We start from the raw sequence: 26,889 nt of genomic DNA, 5'->3' as shown, positions 1-26,889 counted from the left end.
GGCGCTGCGATGACAAGACTTTTTTTGAAGAAAATCACGAAAATTTCAAATTATTCAATTAGAAACAGCTTATTCAGTGTATATATACAATGTTATCCACAATCCGGTTATTTCACTCCCATTTTAGCGTCATTTATGTCGCCTTTAGTGACCTTGGGAATGCCATACTGGAGCCGATAACCTCTCCCGAGTGGTCCATGGTAGCGCCAATCAGGAAAGCTGGTTACCATGGAGGTGAATATAGTGTTGCACCTTTTTTGCTTTCATTTACAAAAGGTCTTTTAAGATGAATTTATCCAAGTTTCCCGTATATATGCAGGCCGCAATCCTTGCTCTGGTATTGGCAGTGGTCGGCTACCTGGTTGCCTAGGCCCTGCAGTTCTCTTTGAAAGCGGAAGTGATTTTTGCAGCAGGTCTGGCCATCGGCGGTTTCGTGGTACCGCTGTTCCTGAAGCGAACCCCGGCTAATGTTGCCGAGTCGATCGCCAATCAGGAGACTTGCACCTTATATGTAGGCAACCTGCCCTATCGCGCCAATGAGATCGCAGTGCGCGAATTGTTTGCCGAACAGGGCCAGGTAATTTCCGTGCGGTTGATGAAAGACAAGGCAACCGGCAAGCGCAGAGGTTTCGGTTTCGTGGAGATGCCCGCCGCCGATGCCGCCAAAGCGATTGCCGCTTTGAATGATAAAGAGTATCAGCAGCGCACCCTCAAGGTGCGTGAAGCAAATGACAAACGTGATAAAGAGGAAAGAGAAGGTAGCGAAGCTGACGCCTAACCGCTCGTCAGAACCTAACCTCTTTCAGTGATGACAGCCCCCATGCTTGCAAGGGGGCTGTCAGTTTTTGGGCCTCCCCATCCAGCCGGGTACAGTAAGCCCTGGCAATCACCTCTTCTATATGTACAGGCTGCACGGCGGCATGCCCGCCATTGTTCAGCAACCAGGCCACCCGTTTGGCAACAGCACTGCCCGAGTCAATAAGCATGCATTGCGGCATCAGTTGCCCAATCTCTTCATTGAGTAGCGGGAAGTGAGTGCAACCGAGCACCAGCGTATCCGGCTTCTCCTCCCCTTCCAGCCAGTCGGCCAATACCTCGCGCAGCAGCGCCATATTGACCGGCAGGCCCGACAGCTTGTGCTCGGCTTCTATAACCAGCTCGGTGGTGCCCTTGAGCAGCACCCGCTTGCCGGGAGCAAACTGGGCGATCAGTTCGTGGGTATAGTCGCGGCTGACGGTGCCTGGAGTGGCCAGCAGACCGATACAACCGTTGCGAGTCTGTGCAGCGGCGGGCTTGATGGCTGGCACCACCCCCACCACGGGAATATCCAGAGCCTCACGCAAGGCCGGCAGCGCTATGGTGCTGGCCGTGTTGCAGGCAATCACCACCAGATCGATATGATGACGGGCTACCATGGTGGTCACCAAGCGGGTGCAGGCAGCAATCAGGGCGGGCTCGCTCAATTCACCATAGGGGAAGTTGGCGTTGTCGAAGCAGTAGAAATAGTTGTGTGCCGGCAGAACGCGGCGGATCTCGCGGTAGATGGTCAGGCCACCCATACCGGAATCAAACACGAGAATATTGGCCACTTGAGCTCCCCTTTGGTGCAAGGCGGCGATCATACTCCCGCCTGCCGCCAATAGAAAAGGCCCTGCCAATGGCAGGGCCTCGGTTTTTCAAAGATGAACCGAATAAAGCATCAGAAGCGATAATCGGCAGTCACTTTGAACTCGGTACCCGGTGAGGCATAACCATAGGCAGGGGCGTAATCACGATCGAACAAGTTATCTATACGCCCACCCAAGGTAAATTGCTGAGTCACCTCGTAACTGGTAGCCAGGTTCAACAGCGTATAGGCACTGAGTTCCACCCGCTGGCTAGTCGCCCAGTTGTTGTCATAGCGCTTGCCCACATAGAGCAGTTCAGCAGTTAGTGTTGCGGCATCGAATCGGGTATCTGCGATCCAGCTGCCTTTATGTTCAGCTCTACGCAGCAGCTGCAAATCCTGATTACCCGTATCTTTGGCTCTGGTGTAGTCGTAGCTCAAACGATGATGCACAGGTCCGGTGTCGATGCCGAGCTCCGTTTCCACTCCTTTGATATCCGCCGTGGTATTTTTGGGGTTGCAGGTGTAGCTCATGCTGGTCAGGCAATAAATCAGATTATCGATGCGGTTGCGATACAGATTCACAGACCAATCCCAGGCCGAATAGCGACCTGACAGGCCCAACTCCAGGTTTTTGCTCTCTTCCGGCTTGAGTGTCGGATTCTCAGACCCTGGATAATAGAGCTGGTTGAAGGTGGGGGCCTTGAAGCCAGTACCGTAACTCAACCGGACATTATGGTTCTCATCGATATCCAGCCCGCTGGCGGCAGACCAAGTGTTGTGACGACCATATTGCTGGTTGTCATCGGTACGACCTGACAGCTCCCACAGCAGCGCCTGCCAACGGTAGCTCCCTACGGCAAACAGACCGGTATTGTCGCGGTCGGGGGAATTGAAAGCTTTATTAGACCCTCGAGAGTCTGACTTCATCTCCTCACGCTGCCAATCTGCACCGCCTGTCAGGCTGACCCCTTCAATACCACTCCAGCTATTGATCCAGGATAAGCGTGTCAAACCTGTATGAATGGGCTGGCCAGTCTCTTCCCCATTACTCTCCAGCCAGTTCTTCAGCTTGTTCTCACCGTAACTGGCTTCAAATCGACTGATCAGATCCTTACTCTGGAACTTAAGACCACCGTCATATTGGAAAGCCTGAACCCGACTTTGATCTGATGATGGAACGCCGGGCGCAAGCCAGTCTTCACCACCATCTATATCAGTGAGGTTGTTATAACCCTGCGCGTTAATGTCGGCACTCCAAGCATCATTGAAACGGTGATTCAGACCAATCTGGCCATTCAAACCAGCAAACCCATCCCGATCAGGCTGTATAGGGGTAGAGCCATCTTGCGCCTTAATATCAAAACCATCGGTACGCTCGTAGCCGATCAGCATGTTCATATCGGTTTTTTGACCCAATGACTGAACCGTTTTGAGCTCGCCCTGACCATAGCCATGGCTGCCAGCACCGCCCTTCAGGTGTGTCTCGCTGCCATTCTTGGCGGATGTTTTGGTGATGAGGTTGATAACGCCGCCAATGGCATCGGAGCCATACACCGCCGCGCGTGGGCCACGGATATACTCGATGCGCTCGATATTGCCGAGCGGGATTTGGCTGAGATCAGGCGTACCCGCCACCATGGCTGCAATCGGACGACCATTCATCAAAACCAGCGAGTGGTTGGAGTTGGTTCCACGGATAAACAGGCTGCTGATGTGACCCCGGCCTCCCAGTGTCGCTATCTGCACACCAGGCAGGGTTTTCAGCAGTTCGGGCAAACTCTGAACCTGACGAGATTCGATCTCGGCACGATCGATCACCACAACGGGCGCCAGCACCGAGCTGACCGGTTGTTCCACGCGGTTGGCCGTAATGACCAGAGTTGGATTGATGGGGATGGTGGTTTGGGCAAACGCCGCCGTCGGCAACAGGGCAGCCGCCAGAAATTTCTTCGACATGAGAGATCCTTAAGTTCGCGTAAGTATCTACTTCGTGGCCGGTTTCTCTCGGCCCGAAATACGAACTCTGGCAGGTCTTCGGGCTCGGGGGCTAATGGCCTACGGCGACGGCTTCCCGCCTGACGGCAGTGCCCTGATGTCGCTTCGTTCCCCCTTACCGCTGCGCGCCAGCTCCGGATTTTCACCGGATTCCCTATTAAGCATGATGCGCCAAAGCGGGAGGATTATAGGCAGAGCCAAGCTGGATGTATAGCCATCCAGATTTCTATTTATTACCAGCCAGCGCTGCCAGCCGCCGCTGGGCCCCCTCCATTACCGCCTGCACCCCGGGATGGGAGAGATGGCGCCCTGCCGAGACCAGATAGTAAGAGAGTGTGACGTCGGTGAGGGTTGCAATCCGTTCCACCCCGTAGAGACGGCCAATCTCGTCAGCCATCGCCAGCGGTGCCGGGAAAATGCCCATCCCCGCCTTGCCAAACGACTTCATCAGGGTGGAGTCATCAAACTGCCCCACCAGATGGGGATGAATGCCCTGCTGGCGATACCACTCCAGCAGCCGATCGTGAGTGGCAGACTTCTCTCCGGGGATCAGCAACGGCAACCCCTCCAGCGAGGCGGGAAAGCCGTCCCGCGCCCGCGCCGCCAGCTCCGGGCTGGCAAACAGCGCCAGCGGGCTGCGCCCCAGCTCGTGGTTATAGCCACGCACGCCGCTGTCGGGAGGGAGCGGGCGATCGATCAGCACCATGTCGAGCTTGTGACGGGCCAGCTCGCTGAACAGCTGCTCGGCCCGCTCCTCGTGGCATACCAACCGCAGCGGGGTCGCCAGCGCCATGGCGGGAGCCAGCAGCTCGAACGCCAGGGTGCGGGGTACCGAATCGGCGATCCCCACCTGCATGGTCAGCTCCTGACTGGCGTGGCGCAGGGTGTGCTCCAGCTCGGCGCCGAGCGAGAAAATCGCCCCCGCCTGCTCCTGCGCCTGCCGACCCGCAGCGGTCAGCACCAGACGCCGCCCCACCCGGTTGAACAGCGCCACCCCGAGGGACTGCTCCAGCTCGGCCACCTGACCGCTGATGGTCTGCGGCGTGAGATGCAGCTGTTCGGCGGCCTGCGTCACGCTGCCGCTGCGCGCCACATGCCAGAAGTAGTAGAGCTGTTTGTAGTTGAGCATGCCATTCCCTATCAGTTTTTACCGAACAACCATCAGCGAGAATCTGATTTTATCGAAACATTGCGGGCTCTAGCATGCAACCATTATCTGAACTGCCCTGCGAACCATCATGCTGGACGTTGTTGTACTCTTCTTTCTGTTTGGTCTGCTGGCCGGTCTGGTGCGCTCCGAGCTCAAACTGCCGCCTGCCCTCTACGACACCCTCTCCCTCTTTCTGCTGCTGGCCATCGGCCTCAAGGGCGGCGTCGGTCTGGCCCAGCAATCCCTGCAACCTCTGATGCCACAACTGGCGCTAGTGATCCTGCTCGGCGTGGTGCAGACCCTGCTCGGCTTTGCCGTGCTGCGCCTCAAGATGAACCGGGTCGATGCCGCCGCCACCGCCGCCCACTATGGTTCGGTCAGCGTCGCCACCTTTGCGGTCGGGGTTAACTGGCTCACCGAGCGAGGCATCAGCTTTGAATCCCAGCTCTCCATCTTCCTCGCGGTGATGGAGATCCCCGCCATTCTGGTGGGCATAGTGCTGGCCCGCGGCATCAGTCGCGAGACCCGCTGGCGCATGCTGGCCCACGAGACCTTCCTCGGCAAAGGGGTGACCCTGCTGCTGGGCGGCATGGCCATCGGCTATCTGGCCGGGCCGGACGGAATTGCCCCGCTCAAACCGTTGTTTGTCGACCTGTTCAAGGGAGCGCTGGCGCTGTTCCTGCTGGAGATGGGCCTGATCGTCGCCCGTCAGTGTCAGGATCTGCGCCGCCACGGCCTGTTCCTGCTCGGCTTCGCCCTGTTGATGCCGCTCGCCTCGGCGGGACTGGGGCTGGCGGCTGGCCAGCTGATGGGCCTCTCTCTCGGCGGCCTGACCTTGCTGGCTACCCTAGCGGCCAGCGCCTCCTATATTGCCGTGCCGGCTACCATGCGCATCGCCGTGCCTCAGGCCAACCCGGGGCTGTCCCTCAGCGCCGTGCTGGGGGTCACCTTCCCGTTCAACATCATGCTGGGGATCCCGCTCTACCACAGCTGGGCCCGCCACTTCACGGAGTAGCCACATGCAGACCGAGACCCGCACCCTGCTGACCGTCATTACGGAAGCCAATCTGGAGCCGACCCTGCTGCGCACCCTCACCCGCGAGGGGCTGCGCGGCTACACCATCACAGATGCCCGCGGCCGGGGGGATCATGGCGAGCGCAACGCCAGCTGGAGCGAGAGCGGCAACATCCGGCTGGAGGCGATCTGCAGTCGGGAGCAGGCAGAGCGGCTGCTGGCCCACCTGCAGAGTCGCTACTACCCCGACTACGCCATGATCGCCTTTCTGCAACCGGTCGAAATCGTGCGACCCGAGAAATTCTGAGCCGGCTTGCCGGCTCTTTTTGTTTACCAAAAGCAAACGTTTAACAGCAAGGAACAAATACACATGAACACCCCTCCGCTGATCGGCCTGGTAATGGGCTCCGACTCCGACTGGCCCGTGCTGCAGGCCGCCGCCCGCATCCTCAAGGAGCACGGCGTGCCCTACGAGGCACAGGTGGTCTCGGCCCATCGCACCCCGGATCTGCTGTTCGAGTATGCCGCCACTGCCCGCGAGCGCGGCCTGCGCGCCATCATCGCCGGGGCCGGTGGTGCCGCCCACCTGCCGGGTATGGTCGCCGCCAAGACCACATTGCCGGTGCTGGGGGTGCCCATCCCCTCCCGTCATCTCAAGGGGATGGACTCCCTGTTCTCCATCGTGCAGATGCCCAAGGGGGTGCCGGTCGCCACCTTCGCCATCGGCGAGGCGGGGGCCGCCAACGCCGCCCTGTTCGCGGTCTCTCTGCTCTCGGTCGCCCGAGATGACGACGCCCCCCGCTACCGGCAGCAGCTCGACGACTTCCGTACCCACGAGCGCGACCGGGTGCTGGCGCTGCAACTGGAGGAGCCGACATGATAGTGCCACCCGCCACCCTCGGCATGCTGGGGGGCGGCCAACTTGGCCGCTACTTCGTGATGGCCGCCCACCGCCTCGGCTACAAGGTGGTGGTACTGGATCCCGATCCGGCCAGCATCGCCGGTGCCGCAGCCGATCACCATATTGTCGCCCCCTATGACGACCAGACCGCCCTGCTCGAGCTGGCCAGCCGCTGCGCCGCCATCAGCTGCGAGTTCGAAAATGTGCCAGCCGCCACCCTCGCGCTGCTCGAAAAACACAAGCCGGTGCGCCCAGGCGCCAGCGCGGTGCGCATCTGTCAGGATCGCCGCGAGGAGAAAGCCTTTCTGCGCGGTGCTGACATCCCGATCGCCCCCTATCTGGCGCTACTGCCGGAAGCGCCCATCCCCGCACAGGCCAGCGAAATCTTCCCCGCCATTCTCAAGACGGCCCGCGAGGGGTACGACGGCAAGGGGCAGTGGCAGGTGAGCGATCTGGATGAGCTGGCGACGGCACTGGCAGCCAGTGGCGTGCCCTGCGTGCTGGAAAAACGGCTGGCGCTGGAGGGGGAGTTTGCCCTGACCCTGGCCCGCAGCCCGAGCGGCGCCATCAGCTCCCTGCCACTGGTGCAGAACTGGCACTGCGGCGGCATTCTCGATCAGACCCGCTCCCCGGCCAATGTGCCGGTGCTGGAGAGCGAGGCCAAAGGGATCGCCGAACACATCATCGCCGCCCTCGATTATGTCGGGGTGCTGACGGTGGAGTTCTTTCTGGTGGAAGGTCGATTGCTGGTCAACGAGCTGGCGCCCCGCCCCCACAACTCGGGTCACCCCAGCCTCGATAACGCCGCATACAGCCAGTTCGAGCTGCAGGTGCGGGCCCTGTGCGATCTGCCGCTGCCAGAGCAGATCGCCGTGCGTCCCGCCCTGTTAATCAACCTGCTGGGGGATCTCTGGCAAAACGGCACGCCAGACTGGGCCGCCCTGCTGACGCTGCCCGTCCTGCATCTGCACCTCTATGGCAAGGGCGAACCCCGCCCCGGCCGCAAGATGGGCCATATCACGGTGACCGGTGACGACTGGTCAATGGTGGAAGAGAGCTGCCGTCAGGCCCGCCAGCTGCTGGGGCTAGCGCCGCGCTGATCGACCATCGGAAATGCAAAGACCCGGGCATGGCCCGGGTCTTTGCTTTTGCTTGCTGTGGCAGGGAGACTTATCAGGCCCGCTCGACCGCTACCGGTGCCGGCAGGCGGATGGTGAGGGAGAGCACCAGCGCCACCACCAGCAACACCAGGATCAAGTGGAAGGTCGCCATAAAGCCGCCAAACAGGGAGGCCACGATGGAGCCGATGATGCTGCCCAGACCAAAGCCCAGATAGATGACGCCGTAGTTCTTGGTCAGGTTGTTGAGACCGAAGAAGTCGCTCACCAGCGAGGGGTAGACGGTGATGGTACCACCGAAGCTGAACGCCACACAGGCGACCGCCACGAAGAACAGATTGGCATTGAGCGGCACGAACAGCAGCAGCGCCATGCCCGCCAGGGTAATCAGCTGGGCAATGGTGATGACCCGGATGCGGGACATCTTGTCGGAGAGGATACCCAGCACCAGACGGCCACCCAGGTTGGCCATGGCGATGATGGCGACGGCATTGGCGGCGACGACAGCAGGCAGACCCACCATCTTCTCGCCGATATCCTTGGCCACGCCGATAACGTAGAGGCCACTCATGCAGGCGGTGAGGAACATCAGCGCCAGCATCCAGTACTGCGGCTTGCGCATCGCCTCAGCCAGAGTGAAGTCACGGCTCTCGCTCTGCTGCACGGAAGCGGCCTGCTTGGGCGCATCCTTCATCAGCATGCCGCCCACCAGCACCATGGACATCGCAATCAAGCCCCACAGCTGGAAGGTGGTCTCAAGGCCGGAGCTGGAGAGCAGCAGCAGGTTGATGTATTTGAAACCGAGACTGCCGAGACCATAGGCACCGATGGAGCAGGCGGAGATGAGCCCCTTGCGCTCCGGGAACCACTTCACGCAGTTGGAGAGGGTCATCAGGTAGCCGGTACCGTCGGCAAAACCGACCAGAATGCCCGCACAGAGGTAGAGCATCGCCAGATTGCTGGCATGGGCGGTGAGGAAGAAGCCGATGCCGAGCAGCACGCCGGCGCCCAGGGTCACGTTGCGCACCCCGAACCGCTCCTGCAGTTTGCCCGCCATGGAGGAGGCGACCGCCAGCGACAGGCTGAGCAGGCCGAAGGCGAAAGCAACCTGACTCACCGGCTCGTCCAGCTTGTCGGAGAGCTGGGCGTTGAACAGGCTCCAGGTGTAGACGGAACCCAGTGCGAACTGGGTGATAATGGTACCGATCAGTGTCAGGTACCGGGTGCGATTCAGATCGATGGTCATGATGCGTCTCGGTCGATGGCCTTAAGGAAATTGAGGCCACTATAGGCAAGACGCAGTTCGCGCCGATCGATTAAGGCATGAAATGCAGATCGGCGGGAATGAATGACAATCAGAGCCGCATCAGCTGACGGAACGCCTTGATGTTGCTGCGACTGACCGGCACCTCGAACGGCAGATCATGGAGTCGGATGAGATAGGTGCTGTTAAACCAGGGGACTATTTCGCGGATCTTGTTGATGTTGACGCAGTAGGAGCGGTGGCAACGGAAGAACCCCTCGGCAGGCAGGCGGCTGACAAACTCGCTGATGGTCATGGTCATCACGTAGCGATCGTCGCGGGTGTAGACATAGGTGAGCTTCTCGTCGGCCTCGGCGTAGTAGATCTGCTCGCAGGGGGTGACGATGATGCGCTCCCCCTTCACCAGATTGACGGTGCGATTGTGCGCTGCCCCCGGCTCGCTCCCCTGCCCCGCCTGCGCCTTGCCCGCTAGCTCCAGCTTTTGCAGCAGGCTGATGAGGCGCGGCTCGTTGTAGGGTTTGAGGATGTAGTCGAACGCCTCCAGCTCGAACGCTTCCACCGCAAACTCCTTGTAGGCGGTGACGAAAACAATGTGGGGCGGGTGACTCGACTTGTGCAGGTTCTTGGCCAGCAGCAGGCCGTCGATGGAGGGGATCTGGATATCCAGAAACACCACGTCCACCTCGTGATCCTGCAGGTATTTGAATGCCTCCAGCCCATCCTCAAAGCTCGCCACTATCTCGATCTGGCTGTGCTGATTCACCAGATAGATGAGCTCCTCGCGAGCCAGATACTCGTCTTCCACAATGATCGCTTTCAGCATGACAACACCTCTCGCGGCACACATTTATCCTCAACCATGATGGCACTCAGCATGGCATCGATTCCTGATCCGGCAGATAGAAACTCACCTCGGTACCCGGTTCCAGCCGCTTGAGATGCAGGCCGTCGCCATAAAGCAGCTTGACCCGCTGATGCACGTTCATCAGGCCGATGCTGCGACTCTCCACCCGACCGGCGGCGACCCTGTCGATCACCGCCTGACTGATGCCGTAACCTGTGTCTCGTACCGATACCCGGATGCCGCCCGCCAGCTGCTTCACCTCGATGGTGACCCGGCCCGGCGCGCTGCGGGGCTGGATGCCGTGCAGGATGGCGTTTTCCACCAGCGGCTGCAACAGCAGGCTCGGCACCTGAATGTGCACGTCGTCCACCTCGAACACCACCTCCAGCTTGTCGCCGAAGCGGGCCTGCTCGATGGCCACGTAGTCGCGCACCTGCTGCAGCTCCTCCTGAATGTCGATAAGCTCATCCCCCTTGTTGAGGTTGTAGCGCAGGTAGTCCGCCAGATTGGCGATCAGCTGGCGCGCCTGCTGGGGCCGGATGCGGATCAGCGACGAGATGGCGTTGAGGGCATTGAACAGGAAGTGCGGGTTGATCTTGCTCTGCAGCGCGGTGAACTCCGCCTTGCGGGTCATCTCCTTGAGCTGCTCGATGCGCGACACCTCCATCTGGGTGGAGATGAGCTGGGAGAGGCCCACCGCCATCTCCCGCAGCGAACTGGTGATGCTGTGGGTGCGGCGGTAATAGATCTTGAGAGTGCCGCTCACCGAGCCGTTCTCCCGCAGCGGAATAATGATGACCGAGTGGAAATCGGAGAGGTGATACTGGCGCAGATCGTTGTTGATGATGATCTGGTCGAGCAGCACCGCCTGCTGGGTCATGCCGCTGATGGCGTGGTGCTCGTCCAGCTCGTAGTAATCCTTGCCCACCCCGACATAGGCCAGCACGTCATGGGTATCTGTGATGGCCACCGCATCGGCGCTGATGTCGCGCCGGATCACATCGCACACCTGACTGAGGGAGTGGCGATCGATGTTCTGGAAGAAAGGCAGCGTCTTGTTGGCGATATCGAGCGCCAGCTTGGCCTGCTTGGCGGCAATCAGCTCCTTCTCGTCATCCAGATCCTGCACCAGCTTGATAATAAGGCCGATGCAGAGCGCCCCGGCGATCATCGGATAGGCGATGTGGTTGACGATCTCCACACCGACTTCGTGGGGCTCGGTCAGCAGCCAGATGAGCAGCATGGTGAGCCCTTCGCAGAGCATCCCCGCCAGAATGCCGTAGAGCCAGAGCCGCGACTTGCGACAGCGCAGGTGCAGCCAGGTGGCGAGCAGACCGGCGATGATGCTGGCGATAAGGCAAGGGATGGAGGTGTGGCCATCCATATCGATGAGATAGCGGTGCAGGCCGGAGATGACCCCGGCCGGTATGCCGACCCAGGGGCCGAACAGGATGCCGCCGGAGATAATGGCAATGATCCGCACGTTGATCAGCGCCCCCTCTACCGGAATGCCGGTGTAGGTACTGAACACCGCAAACAGGCCGAAGATAGAGGCCACCAGCACCAGCTCCGCCGGGGTGTGATCCCGCTTCTGGAACAGCCGCTGGAACGGCCGGGTGCGGGTCAGGAAGAAGAGGGTCATCAGCATCAGCGCCGCCCGCTCGAACACCGCCAACAACATCATCTGATTCTCAAGCATCTGCGCTCCCTTGCGGCAACCCGACCGATCACCCTAACCCTGACCAATAAATCGGGGCCGGATAAACCAGCCCCTGTGACATCAACAGTACTGACCGGCCACCCAGCCGGAGGACCAGGCCCACTGGAAGTTGTAGCCACCCAGCCAGCCGGTCACATCCACCACTTCGCCGATGAAGTAGAGGCCCGGCACCTTGCGCGCTTCCATGGTCTTGGAGGAGAGCTCGTTGGTATCGACGCCCCCCAGGGTCACTTCGGCGGTGCGATACCCCTCGGTGCCGTTGGGCAGGATCTGCCAGTCACCCAGCAAATTGGCCACTGCTTCCAGCTCCCGCTCGTTGTACTGACGCATCGGCTTGCTGACCAGCTGACCCAGCTCCACCAACTTGTCGACGAAGCGCTTGGGCAGCTCGCGCCCCAGCACGGTTTTCAGCTCCTGCGCCGGGTGTGCCTGCGCCCACTCACGCAGGGCGGCCGGAATATCCAGCTCCGGCAGCAGGTTGATGTGGATCTTCTCGCCAGCGTGCCAGTAGGAGGAGATCTGCAGGATAACGGGGCCGGAGAGGCCGCGATGGGTAAACAGCATCGCCTCCTTGAAGCGGGTGCCATCCTCGGCGGTCACCGCCACCGGCAGGCTGATGCCCGCCAGATCGGCGAACGCCTCTTTCTCTGCCTGATGGAGGGTGAATGGCACCAGACCTGCGCGGGTCGGCAGCACCTTGAGGCCGAACTGCTCCGCCAGCTTGAAGCCATAAGGGGTCGCCCCCAGCTTGGGCATGGAGAGACCGCCGGTCGCCACCACCAGCGAGTGGCAGCCGATCTCACCCTTGCTGGTGGTCAGCAGAAAGCCCTCGTCCTGCTTGCTGACGGTGAGGATCTCGGTCTGGAACTGCAGGGTCACCCCGGCCCAGTCACACTCGGTGAGCAACACATCGACGATATCCTTGGCACTCTCGAGACAGAACAGCTGCCCCAAAGTGCGCTCGTGATAGTTGACCCCGTGGCGGTCCACCAGATCGATAAAGTCCTGCTGGGTGTAGCGGGCCAGCGCCGACTTGCTGAAGTGGGGATTCTCCGACAGGTAGGCGTGAGCACCCGCCTGATGGTTGGTGAAGTTGCAGCGGCCACCGCCACTGATGAGGATCTTGCGGCCCGGCTTCTTGGCGTTGTCGAGCACCAGCACGGAGCGGCCACGGTAGCCCGCCTGCGCCGCACACATCAATCCGGCCGCACCGGCCCCGATCACCACCACATCGACCTGCTTCATCATCACTCACTTATCAAAATAGAAACGGCACCTGGCCAGAACCGAGATCGCCTCTGGCAGAACACAACCATAGTGGCTGCCCACCAGAATAAACAACGGCCCTTAAAAGGGCCGTTATTGTACTGGCTGAACACTAAGTGTCCACGACTATCAGGCGTTGCTGTCCATGATGCTGGCAGGGGCGCCCTTGGCCAGTTCGGCCAGCTCCTTGTCGATGAAGTAGAGGCCTTTGCCATCTTCACCCACCAGACCCAGACGGTCGACGATGCTCTTGAACAGCTTCTCTTCTTCATGCTGCTCGGCCACATACCACTGCAGGAAATTGAAGGTGGAGTAGTCCTGGGTGGTGAAGGCTACGTGGGCCAAACCATTGATACACTTGGTGATGTGATACTCGTGCTCCAGAGTGGTACGGAACACATCGCCCAGCGACTTGAACTCGTGGGGAGGGGCATCAATGGCACCCAGCTTGGGCATGGCGCCGGTCTCGCTCACATAGGTGAACAGACGCTCCATATGCTGGCGCTCCTCGACCGCGTGCTGACGCAGGAAGGTCGCCGCCCCTTCAAAGCCCTTGTCTTCGCACCAGGCGCTCATCTGCAGATAGAGATTGGAGGAGTAGAACTCCAGGTTAATCTGCTCGTTCAACTTCTCGATCATGGCTTGGGCCAGCATCTTGTTTCTCCTCAGTGATTTGGTATCGATTGTCGCCACACTCCCGCCGCGAATCAACCCGCCAACGAGAGGGAGATCCCGTTTCTTTCAGCTCAGGGGGTCAGCTCCCTAAGGGAGGCGACATTCACCGGCGCTGCATAATCGACGCCCGGCAGCTCGAAGCCGTTGAGTTGCATGAAGTCCTGCCGCAGCCCTGCAAAGTCCCCCAGCGCATGAAAATTCTCCGGCGTCACCTTGGGCCAGAGCGCCGAAACGGCGGCCTGAATGGCCGGGTCGAGCTCGTGGTCATCCATCCGGATCAGCCGGTTACCATCGGCCACCACCCCATTGGGCCCGTACATCTTGGCGGCGAACAGTCGCTGCATCTGCTCGATGCAGCCTTCGTGCACACCGCGCTCCTTCATTACCCCCATCAGCAGGCCCAGATAAACCGGCAACACAGGAATATAGGCGCTCGCCTTGGTCACCAGCGCCTTGCAGACCGATACCCAGGCATGACCACCGATCTCCGCCAGTTGCAGGTTGATGGTCTCGGCGGTGGCGTGCAGATGCTCCTTGGCATAACCGATGGTGCCATCCCGATAGAGGGGATAGGTGGATTCGGGGCCGATATAGGAGTAAGCGACGGTTTGCGCGCCGGGGGCCAGACAGTCGGCCTGCTGCAACGCCTGCATCCAGAGCTGCCAATCCTCGCCCCCCATCACGGTGACGGTATCGCGGATCTCCTCAGGCGTGGCGGGCGCCAGCGACTGCTGCACCAGGGTATCGCGCTCCAGATCCAGCCCCCAACCGCTAAATGGCTGGCCGGTGGTCTTGAGCACCGAGCGCACTTGCGTACCATCGGGCAGCACCCGGATACCGCTCGCCAGCGAATAGATCACCAGATCCACCTGCCCAAGCTGCTGGCAGATGGTGTCGATGGCCTGCTGGCGCATGCCGTTGGAGAAGGCATCGCCAATCAGGTTGATGGCGATACGCCCCTCCTGCTCCGCCTCCTTGCGAAACCAGATGTTGTTGTACCAACCGGCGCTACCCAATCCTTTGTCGGAAGGGCCACGCTCGAAGGAAATGCCGATGGTGTCGGCACCGGCCCCAAAGGCGAGAGCAATGCGCGACGCCAGTCCAAACCCGGAGGAAGCCCCCAGCACCAGCACCCGCTTGGGCCCATTGAACGGGCCCGCAGCCTTGATCCGTTCGATCTGCTGCTGCACGGCGGCGCGACAGCCGATGGGGTGACAGTTGCGGGCAACACAACCTTGAATCTGGGGATGAATGATCATGGGAAGGCCTCCAAAGAAACTGGCTACAGCATAACCAAATCGAAGGAGATTAACTTGATGCCGGATCGCTATCAGTCAGAAAAGCGGCAAGAAATGAGGCAGAAAAACAAAAGGGAGCACGTGGCTCCCCAAAGCGGTATTCAGATGCTTTTTGTTGTTTTGTGTTCATTGCGAAGCACGGGCCCATCCTATGCCTCTCCCCCCTGATCGGCAAGCCGAGGGGTGTGACCGGCGTCAAACTCTTGTTTAATTTATAGGCAAATAGTGGTTAATAACTGAGTGGCTGACCCTGTGTCACACGTCATTAAACTCATTTAAATCCCAAAACTGTGCCTGAGGCACCATTTTAGTTTCAGCAGAGATTGGTATAGTGGACTGAAGGATCGGTAAGGAGAACCCCCATGAGTGGAACAACCTATTACAAGCATATTCTGGCCGCGATCGACCTCTCTGAAGATAACCGCAAGGTGATCGACAAGGCGGTGGACAGAGCCCGCTCCAACGGCGCCAAGCTGTCGGTTATCCATGTCGATGTGGACCTCAAGGATCTCTACACCGAGATGATCGACATCGACATCGACAACGTGCAGGATCAGGTGATCGCCGAAGCGAAAGAGAAGCTGGAGGCATTTCTGGCCTCGGTGGACTATCCCATCGAGAAGAAGCTGGTGATCTGCGGCGATCTGAGCGAGCGGGTCAATCAGGCGGTCAAGGAGTACGAGATCGACCTGCTGGTGTGCGGCCATCGCCAGAGCTTCTGGAGCCTGCTCACCTCGAGCGCCCGTCAGCTGATGAATACGGTGCCCTGCGATCTGCTGGTCGTCCCCTTGCAGAAGTAATGAAACCGGCGTAGTTTGATTTGCTATGAATATGACCGCATTCAATCACAACTACTGGTGGTGCTGCTCCTAAACAGGCGGCACCGCGTTTCTATTGTAAATTTCCCAAAGAAAACACCGTGACCGCCGAGAGGCGGTCAACTGTTTTTATCCCTTTGTCGCCTCCCGGCTCACCCAACTGGAGAGAGTGACATGCACAACCCCGTAATCCTGACTGGCGATCGTCCCACCGGCAAACTGCACATCGGCCACTATGTCGGCTCCCTGCGCCAGCGCGTCGAAGCCCAGCACCACTACCGCCAGTTCGTGATGATCGCCGACTTGCAGGCGCTGACCGACAACGGCCACAACCCGGCCAAGGTGACCGACAACGTACTGGAGGTGATGGCCGACTATCTGGCGGTCGGCCTCGACCCGGCCAAGACCACCTTCTGTTTGCAGAGCGCCCTGCCCGCCCTCGCCGAACTCACCTGCTACTACCTCAATCTGGTCAGCGTCGCCCGGCTGGAGCGCAATCCCACCGTCAAGGCAGAGATCCAGCAGAAAGGGTTCGAGCGCACGCTGCCGGCCGGTTTTCTGGTCTATCCGGTCAGTCAGGCCGCCGACATCACCGCCTTTCGCGCCAGCCATGTGCCGGTCGGGGAAGATCAGCTGCCGATGCTGGAGCAGACCAACGAAATCGTCCGCCGCTTCAACTCTCTGGTAGGCAAAGAGGTGCTGACCGAATGCCAGCCGATCCTGAGCGACACCGGCCGCCTGCCCGGCATCGACGGCAAGGCCAAGATGTCCAAGTCTCTCGGCAACACCATCGAGCTCGGCATGTCGGCGGAAGAGGTCAAACAGGCGGTGTTCGCCATGTATACCGACCCCAACCACCTCAAGGTGAGCGATCCCGGTCAGGTGGAGGGAAATACGGTGTTCGCCTATCTCGATGCCTTCCATCCCGACAAGGCGCTGGTCGCCGAGATGAAGGCGCACTACCGGCGCGGCGGACTGGGGGACATGCGCTGCAAGCAGGTGCTCAATGACTGCCTGCAGACCCTGCTCGCCCCGATGCGGGAGCGCCGTGCCGCGGCCATTGCCGACAAGAAGATGCTGCTGGAGCTGCTCTATCAGGGCACCGAGCAGGCTCGCATCATCACCGATGAGGTATTGGCGGAGGTGAAAAGCGCCATGGGGCTCGACTACTTCGCCAGCATCCGCTGAGCGGGAGTACCGAGCGCATCGTCGCCGTAGAGGTCGTACACCAGCTGGTGCAGCAGGCTCTTGAACCAGCCGATCGCCTCGTCATGGGCGGTGAGCGGGTGCCCCGCCATCAGGTAGACGATGGGGATGGCGGGGTCGAGTTGATGCATCCGCAGCGGGTAGTAGCGGCAGAAGTGGCGCCCGATCATCTCGGGCACCACCACCAGATAGCGGCCGGTCGCCATCAGCGGCGGCACAGCCATAAAGCTCGGTAACCTGACCCCCAGCTCCCGCTCCACCCCGAAGCGAGCCAGCCAGAGCTCCACCATCGCCTGACTGTGACCCCAACTGGAGGTGTGGATGTGGGGACGGCTCACCAGCTCGACCGGAGTCAGCACATCGGGCAATTCGCTGCCAAGCGGCGACAGGCAGACCAGCGGGTTGTTGAACCACTCCTCCCGCCACAAGCGCGGTGAGAGGTGATTCGCCCCGGCGAAACCGATCACCAGATCCAGCTCACCCTTTTCCAACTCCCGCTCGTAGTTGCTATCGGCCAGCTCGCACACCTCAAGCCGACAGTGAGGGGCCTGCCGATGGAGCCGCTCCACCAGCACCGGCACCAGCCCGTGCTCTACCGAACCCGGGGTGGCAATACGGAAAATCCGCCGCGCAGTGGCTGGCTCAAACCCCTTGGCTTGCCGCAATCCCTGCTCCAGCATCGCCAGAGCCTGGCGCACCGGACCGGCCAGCGCCTTGGCCCGCTCGGTCGGCATCATCTCGCGCCGACTCATCACGAACAGCGGGTCATCCAGCGCCACCCGCAGCCGCCCCAAGGCGTGACTGACGGTGGATTGGGAGAGATGCAGCCGTTCGGCGGCACGGGTGACATTGCGTTCCTGCATCAGCATGTCGAATACGGCGAGCAGGTTGAGGTCGAGACGGGCGAGCGAGCTATCCATCGATATTTGCCATAGTTAAATGCCAACAATTCATTTTTACCATAGTAACAGATTGCCTAGAATGCGCTGGCTTAATACATCGGAGATTCAAATGCGTAGCTATCTGTTATTGCTGGCCATTGGCCTGCTGTGGGGTTCCCAATTCATTTTCATGCACCAGGCCGTTGCCGAGTTGCCCCCCATTCTGGTGGCTGCCGGTCGTGCCCTGTGCGGCAGCCTGACCCTGGGTCTGCTCTGCCTGTTCATGCGGCTCAAGAGTGAGCACACCCCGTGGCGCACCTATATGCTGATCGCCCTGCTGGATGCCACCATCCCCTTCATCATGGTCGCCTGGGGCCAACAGTATGTGGATAGCGCCATCGCCGCCGTGGTCATGGGCTGTATCCCGTTTGTGACCATTCTGGCTGCACCGCTGTTTATTTCTGGTGAAAGAATCACCAAAACCGGTCTGCTTTCCGTGATCATCGGCTTTGCCGGTGTGCTCACCCTGTTCTGGCCGAAACTCTCCCAGGGCATGAACGCCGGTCTGCTCGGTGCCATGGCCATCCTGCTGGGTGCCAGCTGCTTCGCCATCGGCCTGCTGATGATCAAGCGCTTTGCCAAGGACCATCCGGTAGTGGTCGCCCGCAATATCCTGATCTCCTCGGCAATCCAGTTGCTGCTGGTCGCCCCCTTCATGGTTGATCTCGGCAGCCTGACCCTGCCGAGCACCCAGGCCCTGAGCGCGATCACCGTGCTGGGTACCCTCTGTACCGGTCTGGTCTACTTCCTCTACATGGCGCTGATCCAGAAGGCCGGCCCGACGTTCGCCTCCTTCAGCAACTATCTGGTGCCGCTGTTCGGCGTGATGCTGGGTGCCCTGTTCCTCGGCGAGCAGATCCATCCCACCACAGGTGTTGCTCTGGCCCTGATCCTCGGCTCGGTCGCCATGAACCAGTGGGCGCAACAGCGTCGCATGCAGCGCGAGGTCTCCCTATGTCAGGCATCCTGACCACACTGTGCGGTGGTCTGGTACTGATTGCCGGCTGGCAGTATCGCCAGCGGCTGGCCGGGATCCTGGGCCTGCTGATGGTACTGCTGCCCTGGTTCTTCGATAGCAAGCTGCAAGCCATGCTGAGCTATGCCCTGAATGCCTGAAGTCCATCTCTGAATGTGTGACGAGAGTCTATCTCTCCTGTTTTTGGGACTGTTTTAAAAAACCTCCGATTTGTCCCCCGCTACCGGCGCTCTGCGCCGGTTTTTTTATGCCTGCCAGCCGGCGTCAGATCAGATAGCGATAGCTGAGTCGCTCGTTCTTGCGCGGCCCGGTGATCTGCCAGCTCAGCAGAAAACCACCGTCGATCTCGGTCAGCTCGGCGCTGTAGTGATCCGCCCCGCACAGATGGGGCTCGGCGGTCAGCCAGCGGCCATCCCCCTGCGGCAGCAGCTCGAACAGTTCGACCGGCGCCTCATAACGCAGATGGGAGAGACGGATCCCCCGTTCGCTGCGCTGCCACCAGAAGCGGTTGTGCATGGCGAGCTCCCTGCCATGAGGCGTGATGTAACGGCCCTGCTCGTTAAACAGCCAGCCCCCCTGATGATCGGTCACCTGCACACGCCCCTCGCCCCGACCATTCCAGTCGGTCGCCGACCCCTCGCTATTGCTGGCGGTAAAGGAAAATGCTCCGACCTGTGGCAATCGCGCCCATAAACGCTGGATTGCCGCTTCCATCTCGGCCATCATAGCCCCCTTAAAATTGACAACTGACGATAAATCAAACACATGAACTACTTGATAGGGGTCACCCTGCTCTGGTCATTCTCCTTCAGCCTGATCGGGGTCTACCTCGCCGGTCAGGTGGATGCCTACTTCTCGGTGCTGACCCGCATCGCCCTCGCCAGTCTGGTGTTTCTGCCCTTCCTGCGCCGCCGCTGGCTGCGCCCCGATCTTGTGGCCAAGCTGATGGCGCTGGGCGCCATCCAGCTCGGCATCATGTATCTCTTCTACTACCACTCCTTCCTGCTGCTGACGGTGCCGGAAGTACTGGTCTTTACCATCTTCACCCCCATCTACGTCACCCTGCTCCACGACCTGCTGGAGCGCCGCTTCAAGCCTGTTTATCTGTGGGGTGCCCTGCTGGCGGTGCTCGGGGCTGCCGTCATCCGCTTCGACGGCCTGACCGAAAGCTATGTGCTGGGATTTATGGTGGTGCAGGGGGCCAACCTCTGTTTCGCCCTAGGTCAGGTGGGCTACAAGGTACTGCTGGCACGGGAGGCGGAGCAACCGCCGCAACTGGCGGTGTTCGGCTGCTTCTATCTGGGAGCGCTGGTGATCGCACTGCCCGCCTGGTGGCTACTGGGCAAGCCGCAATACCCAACGTCAGGGTTGCAGTGGGGCATTCTGCTCTGGCTGGGGGTGGGAGCCTCCGGCCTCGGCTACTTCCTCTGGAACAAGGGGGCGACGCTGGTCACCAGCGGAGTGCTGGCCATTATGAACAATGCGCTCATTCCGGCCGGCTTGCTGGTCAATCTGCTGCTCTGGGGCAAGGATACCGACCTGACCCGGCTGACCATCGGCGGCCTGCTGATGCTGGCCTCGCTCTGGGTCTGCCAGCGTGACAAGCGCAGCCTACCCTGACCGCACTCAGCCGACGACGGTGTTGTGCTCCCGTCTGGCCTGACTGTGACAGCTGGCCAGCCGGGCCAGCAGATGATCGAGCTGCTCGCCAGCCTGACTCTGCACCAGCCCGATGCTGACGGTGACCGGCCGCTGTGACAACAGGCTGGCATCGGCAATCTCGAGGCGCAGCCGCTCGGCGATCTCCAGCGCACTCATCCGCTCGGTCTGGGAGAGCATCAGGATAAAACCGTCCTCATCCCAGCGGGCGAAGGGATCTTCCCGCCGCAGCTCGTGGCGCACGATACGCGCCAGCTTGGCCAGCATGGCGTCGCAAGCCGCTTCACCAAACAACTGCTGGATTTTGGCCATGTGATCGACCGAAAACTGCAGCAGACTGAAAGTGCCGCTCTCGGTCGCCAGCCGCTCTTCAAGCAGTTGCTCGAAACGGCCACGGCTCTCCAGTCCGGTCAGCGGATCGGTGCCATGTCGCTCCTCCACCAGCACGGCAGCGGGATCGAGGTGACGGACGACCCCCAGCAGATAACCCCGCTCATCACGACGCATCCGCTCTTCCAGCCGGATGTAGTGACCGTGATGATGCAGAATGCGGTATTCGAGGCGCAGACCGCTGCTACGGCCGCTCTGGCAGGCGAGCAGGGCATCTTCCAGCCGGGCAACATCGTCGGGATGCACGCGATCCAGCCAGCCGAGATCATCCGGCCAGCACTCTCCCAATCCCAACAGGCGCAGGCAGGAGGGATCACGCTGCAGTCCATGTTGGGCTGACCAGCTCCAGATCCCCGCCTCCAGCAGCGCCATGGCATCAGACAGCAGACCCGGATCAAGCCGGGCAGTCACATCGACCAAAGGTGTCTTGAGCATTTCCATGGGGCGCCTCGAAACAGGATCTGAATACCTGCTCAATAAGTAACATTGGCGTTCACGCCGAGCAACAGGGTCAGAGCGCTTTTCCCTGATACCCGTTCATCAAGGTCTGCCAGTTCTCCGGTACGAAGTGGAAACTGGTGTGCAGTTGAGACTCTTTATTGAATGAACGGAGCAAGCGTTCCAGATTGGCCTTCTGCCATTCGCCGGGGGAGCGGATCGCCCCCTTGTCAAAATCGATCACCCACACCTTGCCCTCTTTATCGAGCAGCAGGTTGTGGCTGTTGAGATCGGCGTGATAAACCCCGGCATCGTGCAGCTGACGCACCGTCTGGCCTATCTTGTGCCACACCTCGGTCGCCACCGGCCCCTGCTTGAGCAGCGCCACCATATCCTTGGCACCGCGAATTCGCTCGATCAGGATATCGGCGCGATAGAAGGGGCCCTGTTTGACCATGCGGGCACCAAACGGACGCGGCACCGGCAGCCCCAGCTCGCACAGCTTGGCCAGCAGGGTGTATTCGGCCATGGCGCGGCTCGACTCGACCCCTTCGAACCAGAAGCGATCCCGCACCACCTTGCCCACCATGCCGCCGCGATAGTAGTGGCGCAGCACCAGATGGCGGGACTCATCCTTGACGAACCAGGTCACTCCCCGTCCGATGGAAGTACCCACCACCTGACGGTTGTTCTGCCACCAGGCAGGATCGAATAACTGGGGAGAAGGGTCGCGAAAGGCCCCTTCGGCATACCAGCAGATCTGGTTGTGTTCGGTCTGTACTCGCATCGTGGAGATCCCGCTCGGTGGGTCATGGATCGCAATTTTTCAATTGGCGATGAGGCTGCCGCTCTGGCATGCCCGCAATAGTGGCCTTTAATCAACGACGTGCAGAAACAGGTCATGGCGCAGGGCCCGGCCTATCCCGGCTGACGATTGTGCGCAATTTTACAATCCAGAGGGGAGTTTGCATAATGCCATCCACCCTTTTTGCCAGCCGTGCGCCACAACATGCCGCTATTTCAAACGCCCCCCTCCTCCATCTGCATCCTGCGGCTCTCCGCCATCGGGGATTGCTGCCACGCACTGGCGCTGGTGCGCGTCATCCAGCGGGAGTGGCCACAGACCCGCATCACCTGGATCACCGGCAAAATCGAGGCAACCCTGTTTGCCGATCTGCCCGGCGTCGAGGTGATCCCCTTCGACAAGAGCAAGGGATGGCGCGGCTATCGCGATCTCTGGCAGACCCTCAAGGGGCGCAAATTCGATGCCCTGCTCCACCTTCAGGCGGCGATGCGGGCCAGCATCGCCACCCTCGGCATCAGCGCCAAGGTCAAACTCGGGTTTGATCGGGAGCGGGCCAACGACGGCCAGTGGATGTTCACCAACCACAAGGTGCCTTCGCCTGCCTCCCCCCATGTGCTGGACGGTTTCCTCGCTTTCGCCAAAGAGCTCGGCATCAAGGATCTGACCCCGGACTGGCAACTGTCCATCAGCGCCGATCATCAGGCGTGGGCAAGGGAGAAGATTGGCGGCAAACCGACTCTGCTGATCTGCGCAGCCGCCAGCAAGGCATTCAAAAACTGGACGGCCGCAGGCTATGCCGCGCTGGCGGATCACGCCGCCAACAAGGGCTTTCAGGTCTATCTCTGTGGCGGGCCTGCCAAACTGGAGCGGGATCTGGCTGCCGACATCCAGCGCTTAAGCCAGAGCAAGCCGGTCGATCTGGTGGGGCAGACCAACCTCAAGCAGCTGCTGGCGCTGATTGGCGAGGCGAGTCTGGTACTGGCCCCCGATACCGGCCCCACCCATATGGCCACCATAGTGGGCACGCCGGTGATCGGTCTCTATGCCCACCACAATCCGGCCCGCACCGGCCCATATCTCTGCCGCGACTACGTGGTCAGCGTCTATCAGGAGCTGGTCGAGCAGGAGACCGGCAAGCCGCTGGCCGAATTGAGCTGGCGCACCCGTCTCAAAGACCCGGAGGCCATGCGAAAAATCACCAGCGAGCAGGTGATCGCCGCCTTCGACCGCCTCTGTGCAGATCGTCAGCTGCCGTAGTGACAGAGCACCTCGGGAATTCCGAGCCATCAGGCAGGGATAACCTGATAGCCTCTGCCCTCAGCCAAAGGCACAATGCAGGCTGATGTGGGTTACGCTCCCGCAGCAAGCTACGAATACTTTGATCGGCTGGAATATGATTCCGGCCGTTTTTTTATTCGCCGCATTCTGGTAAAATTCGCCGCCTTTACATCCTCCTGACTCAAGAATTTTCCGCGTTTTGCGTTTGGCTGTCTCCCTTTCGGGCACAAGACGGCGGTCTCTGCTACAACCAAAACAGCGGTTTCGATTAAAGGTAATAATATGGCGCGACAAGGCACTCTCTATATCATCTCTTCTCCGAGCGGCGCGGGTAAATCCAGTCTGCTCAATGCCTTGCTGACCCAACATAACGCTGCGGGCAAGATGCAGCTGTCGGTTTCCCACACCACTCGCGCCACCCGCCCGGGCGAAGAGCACGGCGTGCACTACCACTTCGTCCAGGTGGAAGAGTTCAAGGCGCTGATTGAACGCGGTGATTTTCTGGAGTGGGCCGAAGTGTTCGGCAACTACTACGGCACCTCACGCGCCGCCATCGAAGCCTGCCTGGCCAAGGGGATCGACGTATTCCTCGACATCGACTGGCAAGGTGCCCGCCAGATCCGCGAGCAGATGCCGACCAAATCCATTTTCATCCTGCCCCCCAGCCGCGAAGAGCTGGAACGCCGCCTGATTGGGCGCGGTCAGGACAGTGCCGAAGTGATTGCCGGCCGAATGGCGAAAGCCATTGCCGAAATGGTGCACTACGACGAGTATGACTATGTCATTATCAATGAAGACTTCGAGCAGGCGCTGTTCCAGCTCAGGTCCATTATTGAGTGCCAACGGCTGGAGATGCGTCACCAGCAACAGGCTCAAAAAAACTTGCTGCAACAGCTACTGGCAGAGTAAGCCAAAAACAAGTAAACTTTTGCGTCATTTTTAAACACTGCTTTTCTAAATACAGAAAGCCCAAACACTGGAGTCCTGCATGGCACGCGTTACTGTAGAAGATGCTGTAAAACAGGTAGGTAACCGTTTTGACCTGGTGCTGGTCGCCGCGCGCCGCGCTCGTCAAATCGCGGTACAAGGCAAAGATCCCCTGGTCGACGAAGAGAACGACAAGCCGACTGTGATCGCCCTGCGTGAGATCGAGCTGGGTCTGGTGAACAATCAAGTGATGGACACCCAGGACCGCTACGAACAGCAAGAGCAGGAAGCCGCCGAGCTGGCTGCCGTTGCTGCCATCGCCGAAGGCCGCGGTTAAGTTATTCCTCCGGTTGGCACCCGCCCGGGTGCCGACTGTTCATCCCCATTTACAACCGCTCGAAAACCTCGCAAACTCAGGGCTATACCCTCAATTCCACGAATTGCCGTTTCACCGCTGCGGGGACTGTCTTGTATTTATTTGAAAACCTTAAAGAAATAGCCAGTTCCTACCTGCCGCCAGAGCAGGTTGAGAAGCTCAAGCAAGCCTATGTGGTGGCCCGTGATGCCCACCAGGGCCAGATGCGTTCCAGTGGCGAACCCTATATCACCCACCCTGTTGCCGTTGCCCGAATCCTGGGTGACATGCGCCTCGATCATGAAACCCTGATGGCCGCTGTGCTGCACGACGTCATCGAAGACACCTCTGTCACCAAGGCCGATCTGGCCGAACAATTCGGCAATGCGGTTGCAGAACTGGTGGCCGGGGTCTCCAAGCTCGACAAGCTGAAGTTTCGCGATCGCAAAGAGGCGCAGGCCGAGAACTTCCGCAAGATGGTGATGGCGATGACCCAGGATATCCGGGTCATTCTGATCAAGCTGGCCGACCGCACCCACAATATGCGCACCCTGGGCTCGCTGCGCCCTGACAAGCGCCGCCGCATCGCACGGGAAACCCTCGAAATCTTCGCCCCCATCGCCAACCGCCTCGGTATTCACACCATGAAGAACGAGCTGGAAGAGCTGGGCTTCGAGGCGCTCTATCCGATGCGATCCCGCGTGTTGCGCGAATCGGTGCGCCGCGCCCGTGGCAATCGTCGCGAGATCATCGACTCCATCCAGAGCGAAATCAGCGGTCGCCTGAAAGAGGCGGGGATCGAGCATCAGGTCAGTGGCCGCGAGAAGAACCTCTTCTCCATCTACAACAAGATGGAGAAAAAAGAGCTGCAATTTCATGAGGTAATGGATATCTACGCCTTTCGGGTCAAGGTGAAGGACATAGATACCTGTTACCGGGTACTGGGGCAGATGCACAGCCTCTACAAACCGCGCCCCGGCCGCTTTAAGGATTACATCGCCATCCCCAAGACCAACGGCTACCAGTCGCTGCACACCTCTCTGGTGGGGCCGCACGGGGTACCGGTGGAGGTGCAAATTCGCACCGAGTTCATGGATCAGATGGCCGACAAAGGGGTTGCCGCCCACTGGGCCTACAAGCAGGATGGCGACAGTTCGGGCACCACTGCCCAGATCCGCGCCCAGCGCTGGATGCAGAGCCTGCTGGAATTGCAACAGAGCGCCGGCAGCTCGTTTGAATTTATCGAAGGGGTCAAAACCGACCTCTTCCCCGACGAAATCTACGTCTTTACCCCCGAAGGGCGCATCATGGAGCTGCCCGCTGGCGCAACGCCGGTGGACTTTGCCTACACGGTGCACACCGATATCGGCCACGCCTGCGTCGGTTCTCGGGTCGACCGCCACCCCTACCCGCTCAGCAGTCCGCTGCACTCGGGCCAGACGGTGGAGATCATCACTGCGCCGGGCGCCCGCCCCAACGCGGCCTGGCTCAACTTCGTGGTGACCACCAAGGCGCGCTCCAAGATCCGTCAGTTCCTCAAAAACCTGCGCACCGAAGAGTCGGTGGTGCTGGGTCGCCGCCTGCTCAACCATGCGCTGGGCGCCAAGAATATCGAAGACATCCCCGAGCCGCGCATCAAACAGGTGCTGGCCGATACCAAGCATGAGAACCTGCAGGGGCTGCTGGCCGATGTGGGCCTCGGCAACGCCATGAGCGTCATGGTGGCGCGCCGTATGCTGGGGGATGAACTGCCGCCGGAAGAACAGCCCAAAACCAGCAGCAAGAAGATGCCGATCAAGGGTGCCGACGGCATGCTGGTCACCTTCGCCAACTGCTGCCGTCCGATCCCGGGGGATGCCATCATCGCCCACATCAGCCCGGGCAAGGGTCTGGTGATCCACCAGGAAGCCTGCCGCAACATCAAGGGCTACAGCAAGGAGCCGGACAAGTACCTGCCGGTGCAGTGGGAAGTGGACAAGGAGCAGGAACAGGAGTTCCGCACCGGTATCAGCATCGAGATCGTCAACCATCAGGGTGCGCTGGCCGAGCTGGCCAACGTGATTGCCGCCACCGGCGCCAATATTCACGCCATCAGCACCGAAGAGAAGGATGGCCGGGTCTATCAGGTCAGCCTGCTCATCACCACCAAGAGCCGCATCCACCTGGCCAACATCATGCGCAAGATCCGCGTCATGCCCAACGTGCTCAAGGTGAGCCGACAGAAGAACTGAACACAGGCGG

The 26,889-nt window shown here is 60.2% G+C and carries 27 protein-coding genes and 1 riboswitch; of the genes, 14 read left to right on the top strand and 13 right to left on the bottom strand.

Features of this window, described 5'->3' with window-relative positions; genetic code table 11:
* Positions 1-373 precede the first annotated feature (373 nt).
* Positions 374-778, top strand: coding sequence for an RNA recognition motif domain-containing protein (locus ACW5XC_RS16255; protein WP_236727580.1), 405 nt, complete (start codon positions 374-376; stop codon positions 776-778).
* A gap of 7 nt (positions 779-785) precedes the next feature.
* Here ACW5XC_RS16255 and murI read toward each other — a convergent pair whose 3' ends face one another.
* The 3 genes from murI to nhaR form a co-directional block, all read right to left on the bottom strand.
* Positions 786-1,589 (bottom strand): glutamate racemase, encoded by an 804-nt coding sequence (gene murI, locus ACW5XC_RS16250; protein WP_042054392.1) that lies wholly within the window; start codon positions 1,587-1,589, stop codon positions 786-788.
* A 110-nt stretch (positions 1,590-1,699) separates the two neighbouring features.
* The gene (locus tag ACW5XC_RS16245; protein ID WP_042054390.1) at positions 1,700-3,565 is read right to left on the bottom strand and encodes a TonB-dependent receptor domain-containing protein; all 1,866 of its coding nucleotides are present in this window, start codon (positions 3,563-3,565) and stop codon (positions 1,700-1,702) included.
* A 52-nt stretch (positions 3,566-3,617) separates the two neighbouring features.
* Positions 3,618-3,795, bottom strand: a riboswitch (cobalamin riboswitch).
* Positions 3,796-3,830: 35 nt separating this feature from the next.
* Complete coding sequence (gene nhaR / locus ACW5XC_RS16240; RefSeq protein ID WP_042054389.1) at positions 3,831-4,733, bottom strand: transcriptional activator NhaR; 903 nt, start codon at positions 4,731-4,733, stop codon at positions 3,831-3,833.
* Between the two features lie 109 nt (positions 4,734-4,842).
* On the opposite strand from nhaR, the gene ACW5XC_RS16235 reads away from it, so the two are divergent.
* The 4 genes from ACW5XC_RS16235 (at position 4,843) to ACW5XC_RS16220 (ending at position 7,770) form a co-directional block, all read left to right on the top strand.
* Complete coding sequence (locus tag ACW5XC_RS16235; RefSeq protein WP_042054388.1) at positions 4,843-5,769, top strand: sodium-dependent bicarbonate transport family permease; 927 nt, start codon at positions 4,843-4,845, stop codon at positions 5,767-5,769.
* 4 nt (positions 5,770-5,773) lie between these two features.
* Positions 5,774-6,076: a P-II family nitrogen regulator gene (locus ACW5XC_RS16230; protein ID WP_005321666.1), complete on the top strand. Its 303-nt coding sequence runs from the start codon at positions 5,774-5,776 to the stop codon at positions 6,074-6,076.
* 63 nt (positions 6,077-6,139) lie between these two features.
* The gene (gene purE / locus ACW5XC_RS16225; protein WP_042054387.1) at positions 6,140-6,649 is read left to right on the top strand and encodes a 5-(carboxyamino)imidazole ribonucleotide mutase; all 510 of its coding nucleotides are present in this window, start codon (positions 6,140-6,142) and stop codon (positions 6,647-6,649) included.
* Positions 6,646-7,770, top strand: coding sequence for a 5-(carboxyamino)imidazole ribonucleotide synthase (locus ACW5XC_RS16220; protein ID WP_042054386.1), 1,125 nt, complete (start codon positions 6,646-6,648; stop codon positions 7,768-7,770). The genes purE and ACW5XC_RS16220 overlap by 4 nt, the downstream gene beginning before the upstream one ends.
* 73 nt (positions 7,771-7,843) lie before the next feature.
* On the opposite strand, the gene ACW5XC_RS16215 is transcribed toward ACW5XC_RS16220, so the two are convergent.
* The 6 genes from ACW5XC_RS16215 to fabV form a co-directional block, all read right to left on the bottom strand.
* Complete coding sequence (locus ACW5XC_RS16215; RefSeq protein ID WP_005339218.1) at positions 7,844-9,034, bottom strand: L-lactate MFS transporter; 1,191 nt, start codon at positions 9,032-9,034, stop codon at positions 7,844-7,846.
* 109 nt (positions 9,035-9,143) lie between these two features.
* Positions 9,144-9,875, bottom strand: coding sequence for a LytR/AlgR family response regulator transcription factor (locus tag ACW5XC_RS16210; RefSeq protein WP_042054385.1), 732 nt, complete (start codon positions 9,873-9,875; stop codon positions 9,144-9,146).
* 46 nt (positions 9,876-9,921) lie between these two features.
* The gene (locus ACW5XC_RS16205; RefSeq protein ID WP_042054384.1) at positions 9,922-11,595 is read right to left on the bottom strand and encodes a sensor histidine kinase; all 1,674 of its coding nucleotides are present in this window, start codon (positions 11,593-11,595) and stop codon (positions 9,922-9,924) included.
* An 81-nt stretch (positions 11,596-11,676) separates the two neighbouring features.
* Positions 11,677-12,861 (bottom strand): BaiN/RdsA family NAD(P)/FAD-dependent oxidoreductase, encoded by a 1,185-nt coding sequence (locus ACW5XC_RS16200; RefSeq protein ID WP_080768653.1) that lies wholly within the window; start codon positions 12,859-12,861, stop codon positions 11,677-11,679.
* 150 nt (positions 12,862-13,011) lie between these two features.
* On the bottom strand, positions 13,012-13,536 hold the full coding sequence (gene ftnA / locus ACW5XC_RS16195) for a non-heme ferritin (RefSeq protein ID WP_005339225.1): 525 nt from the start codon (positions 13,534-13,536) through the stop codon (positions 13,012-13,014).
* A gap of 92 nt (positions 13,537-13,628) precedes the next feature.
* Positions 13,629-14,816 (bottom strand): enoyl-ACP reductase FabV, encoded by a 1,188-nt coding sequence (fabV, locus tag ACW5XC_RS16190; RefSeq protein WP_042054382.1) that lies wholly within the window; start codon positions 14,814-14,816, stop codon positions 13,629-13,631.
* Positions 14,817-15,217: 401 nt separating this feature from the next.
* Here fabV and ACW5XC_RS16185 point away from each other — a divergent pair, with 401 nt between their 5' ends.
* Entirely contained in the window at positions 15,218-15,655 is a 438-nt protein-coding gene (locus ACW5XC_RS16185; RefSeq protein WP_005339229.1) for a universal stress protein, read from the top strand.
* 192 nt (positions 15,656-15,847) lie between these two features.
* A complete protein-coding gene (gene trpS, locus ACW5XC_RS16180) occupies positions 15,848-16,861 on the top strand; it encodes a tryptophan--tRNA ligase (protein WP_042054381.1) in 1,014 nt (337 codons plus the stop codon).
* Here trpS and ACW5XC_RS16175 read toward each other — a convergent pair.
* Positions 16,840-17,799 (bottom strand): LysR family transcriptional regulator, encoded by a 960-nt coding sequence (locus tag ACW5XC_RS16175; RefSeq protein WP_042054380.1) that lies wholly within the window; start codon positions 17,797-17,799, stop codon positions 16,840-16,842. The two genes, trpS and ACW5XC_RS16175, sit on opposite strands and share 22 nt — an antisense overlap.
* A 91-nt stretch (positions 17,800-17,890) precedes the next feature.
* Between ACW5XC_RS16175 and ACW5XC_RS16170 the strand changes: the two genes are divergently transcribed.
* Positions 17,891-18,790: a DMT family transporter gene (locus ACW5XC_RS16170; RefSeq protein WP_005357113.1), complete on the top strand. Its 900-nt coding sequence runs from the start codon at positions 17,891-17,893 to the stop codon at positions 18,788-18,790.
* Positions 18,775-18,936 carry a hypothetical protein gene (locus tag ACW5XC_RS16165; RefSeq protein ID WP_005339236.1) on the top strand — a complete coding sequence of 54 codons (162 nt, stop codon included), beginning with the start codon at positions 18,775-18,777 and terminating at the stop codon, positions 18,934-18,936. Before ACW5XC_RS16170 ends, ACW5XC_RS16165 begins: the two co-directional genes overlap by 16 nt.
* Before the next feature lie 124 nt (positions 18,937-19,060).
* On the opposite strand, the gene ACW5XC_RS16160 is transcribed toward ACW5XC_RS16165, so the two are convergent.
* Positions 19,061-19,522: a DUF6314 family protein gene (locus ACW5XC_RS16160; RefSeq protein ID WP_080771398.1), complete on the bottom strand. Its 462-nt coding sequence runs from the start codon at positions 19,520-19,522 to the stop codon at positions 19,061-19,063.
* Positions 19,523-19,561: 39 nt separating this feature from the next.
* Between ACW5XC_RS16160 and ACW5XC_RS16155 the strand changes: the two genes are divergently transcribed.
* The gene (locus ACW5XC_RS16155) at positions 19,562-20,416 is read left to right on the top strand and encodes a carboxylate/amino acid/amine transporter (RefSeq protein ID WP_042054377.1); all 855 of its coding nucleotides are present in this window, start codon (positions 19,562-19,564) and stop codon (positions 20,414-20,416) included.
* Between the two features lie 6 nt (positions 20,417-20,422).
* Here ACW5XC_RS16155 and ACW5XC_RS16150 read toward each other — a convergent pair whose 3' ends face one another.
* Both ACW5XC_RS16150 and ACW5XC_RS16145 read right to left on the bottom strand, forming a co-directional pair.
* Positions 20,423-21,286, bottom strand: coding sequence for a GGDEF domain-containing protein (locus ACW5XC_RS16150; RefSeq protein ID WP_040069586.1), 864 nt, complete (start codon positions 21,284-21,286; stop codon positions 20,423-20,425).
* 70 nt (positions 21,287-21,356) lie between these two features.
* Entirely contained in the window at positions 21,357-22,070 is a 714-nt protein-coding gene (locus ACW5XC_RS16145; protein ID WP_005339249.1) for a 3-deoxy-D-manno-octulosonic acid kinase, read from the bottom strand.
* A 222-nt stretch (positions 22,071-22,292) separates the two neighbouring features.
* Here ACW5XC_RS16145 and ACW5XC_RS16140 point away from each other — a divergent pair, with 222 nt between their 5' ends.
* The 4 genes from ACW5XC_RS16140 to spoT all read left to right on the top strand — a co-directional run bounded on the left by ACW5XC_RS16140 (position 22,293) and on the right by spoT (position 26,879).
* Complete coding sequence (locus ACW5XC_RS16140) at positions 22,293-23,345, top strand: glycosyltransferase family 9 protein (protein WP_042054393.1); 1,053 nt, start codon at positions 22,293-22,295, stop codon at positions 23,343-23,345.
* A 303-nt stretch (positions 23,346-23,648) separates the two neighbouring features.
* Positions 23,649-24,275: a guanylate kinase gene (gene gmk / locus ACW5XC_RS16135; protein WP_042054375.1), complete on the top strand. Its 627-nt coding sequence runs from the start codon at positions 23,649-23,651 to the stop codon at positions 24,273-24,275.
* Between the two features lie 79 nt (positions 24,276-24,354).
* On the top strand, positions 24,355-24,630 hold the full coding sequence (gene rpoZ, locus ACW5XC_RS16130; protein ID WP_005307060.1) for a DNA-directed RNA polymerase subunit omega: 276 nt from the start codon (positions 24,355-24,357) through the stop codon (positions 24,628-24,630).
* A 131-nt stretch (positions 24,631-24,761) separates the two neighbouring features.
* Positions 24,762-26,879 (top strand): bifunctional GTP diphosphokinase/guanosine-3',5'-bis pyrophosphate 3'-pyrophosphohydrolase, encoded by a 2,118-nt coding sequence (spoT, locus tag ACW5XC_RS16125; RefSeq protein ID WP_005339255.1) that lies wholly within the window; start codon positions 24,762-24,764, stop codon positions 26,877-26,879.
* Positions 26,880-26,889 lie beyond the last annotated feature (10 nt).

It is taken from the genome of Aeromonas sp. 25-AL00135 (assembly GCF_054052385.1).
This window is presented reverse-complemented; position numbering and strand designations above follow the sequence as displayed.

What these genes read in the sequence shown, in the direction of transcription:
- ACW5XC_RS16245 (WP_042054390.1), bottom strand. Translation starts at nt 3,565, where the DNA reads ATGTCGAAGAAATTTCTGGCGGCTGCCCTGTTGCCGACGGCGGCGTTT.
- ACW5XC_RS16220 (WP_042054386.1), top strand. Translation starts at nt 6,646, where the DNA reads ATGATAGTGCCACCCGCCACCCTCGGCATGCTGGGGGGCGGCCAACTT.
- ACW5XC_RS16210 (WP_042054385.1), bottom strand. Translation starts at nt 9,875, where the DNA reads ATGCTGAAAGCGATCATTGTGGAAGACGAGTATCTGGCTCGCGAGGAG.
- rpoZ (WP_005307060.1), top strand. Translation starts at nt 24,355, where the DNA reads ATGGCACGCGTTACTGTAGAAGATGCTGTAAAACAGGTAGGTAACCGT.
- gmk (WP_042054375.1), top strand. Translation starts at nt 23,649, where the DNA reads ATGGCGCGACAAGGCACTCTCTATATCATCTCTTCTCCGAGCGGCGCG.
- ACW5XC_RS16155 (WP_042054377.1), top strand. Translation starts at nt 19,562, where the DNA reads ATGAACTACTTGATAGGGGTCACCCTGCTCTGGTCATTCTCCTTCAGC.
- ACW5XC_RS16230 (WP_005321666.1), top strand. Translation starts at nt 5,774, where the DNA reads ATGCAGACCGAGACCCGCACCCTGCTGACCGTCATTACGGAAGCCAAT.
- ACW5XC_RS16185 (WP_005339229.1), top strand. Translation starts at nt 15,218, where the DNA reads ATGAGTGGAACAACCTATTACAAGCATATTCTGGCCGCGATCGACCTC.
- ACW5XC_RS16215 (WP_005339218.1), bottom strand. Translation starts at nt 9,034, where the DNA reads ATGACCATCGATCTGAATCGCACCCGGTACCTGACACTGATCGGTACC.
- ACW5XC_RS16175 (WP_042054380.1), bottom strand. Translation starts at nt 17,799, where the DNA reads ATGGATAGCTCGCTCGCCCGTCTCGACCTCAACCTGCTCGCCGTATTC.
- trpS (WP_042054381.1), top strand. Translation starts at nt 15,848, where the DNA reads ATGCACAACCCCGTAATCCTGACTGGCGATCGTCCCACCGGCAAACTG.
- ACW5XC_RS16140 (WP_042054393.1), top strand. Translation starts at nt 22,293, where the DNA reads ATGCCGCTATTTCAAACGCCCCCCTCCTCCATCTGCATCCTGCGGCTC.
- nhaR (WP_042054389.1), bottom strand. Translation starts at nt 4,733, where the DNA reads ATGCTCAACTACAAACAGCTCTACTACTTCTGGCATGTGGCGCGCAGC.
- ACW5XC_RS16235 (WP_042054388.1), top strand. Translation starts at nt 4,843, where the DNA reads ATGCTGGACGTTGTTGTACTCTTCTTTCTGTTTGGTCTGCTGGCCGGT.
- ACW5XC_RS16170 (WP_005357113.1), top strand. Translation starts at nt 17,891, where the DNA reads ATGCGTAGCTATCTGTTATTGCTGGCCATTGGCCTGCTGTGGGGTTCC.
- fabV (WP_042054382.1), bottom strand. Translation starts at nt 14,816, where the DNA reads ATGATCATTCATCCCCAGATTCAAGGTTGTGTTGCCCGCAACTGTCAC.
- ACW5XC_RS16200 (WP_080768653.1), bottom strand. Translation starts at nt 12,861, where the DNA reads ATGAAGCAGGTCGATGTGGTGGTGATCGGGGCCGGTGCGGCCGGATTG.
- ACW5XC_RS16160 (WP_080771398.1), bottom strand. Translation starts at nt 19,522, where the DNA reads ATGATGGCCGAGATGGAAGCGGCAATCCAGCGTTTATGGGCGCGATTG.
- ftnA (WP_005339225.1), bottom strand. Translation starts at nt 13,536, where the DNA reads ATGCTGGCCCAAGCCATGATCGAGAAGTTGAACGAGCAGATTAACCTG.
- ACW5XC_RS16165 (WP_005339236.1), top strand. Translation starts at nt 18,775, where the DNA reads ATGTCAGGCATCCTGACCACACTGTGCGGTGGTCTGGTACTGATTGCC.
- purE (WP_042054387.1), top strand. Translation starts at nt 6,140, where the DNA reads ATGAACACCCCTCCGCTGATCGGCCTGGTAATGGGCTCCGACTCCGAC.
- ACW5XC_RS16205 (WP_042054384.1), bottom strand. Translation starts at nt 11,595, where the DNA reads ATGCTTGAGAATCAGATGATGTTGTTGGCGGTGTTCGAGCGGGCGGCG.
- ACW5XC_RS16145 (WP_005339249.1), bottom strand. Translation starts at nt 22,070, where the DNA reads ATGCGAGTACAGACCGAACACAACCAGATCTGCTGGTATGCCGAAGGG.
- ACW5XC_RS16150 (WP_040069586.1), bottom strand. Translation starts at nt 21,286, where the DNA reads ATGGAAATGCTCAAGACACCTTTGGTCGATGTGACTGCCCGGCTTGAT.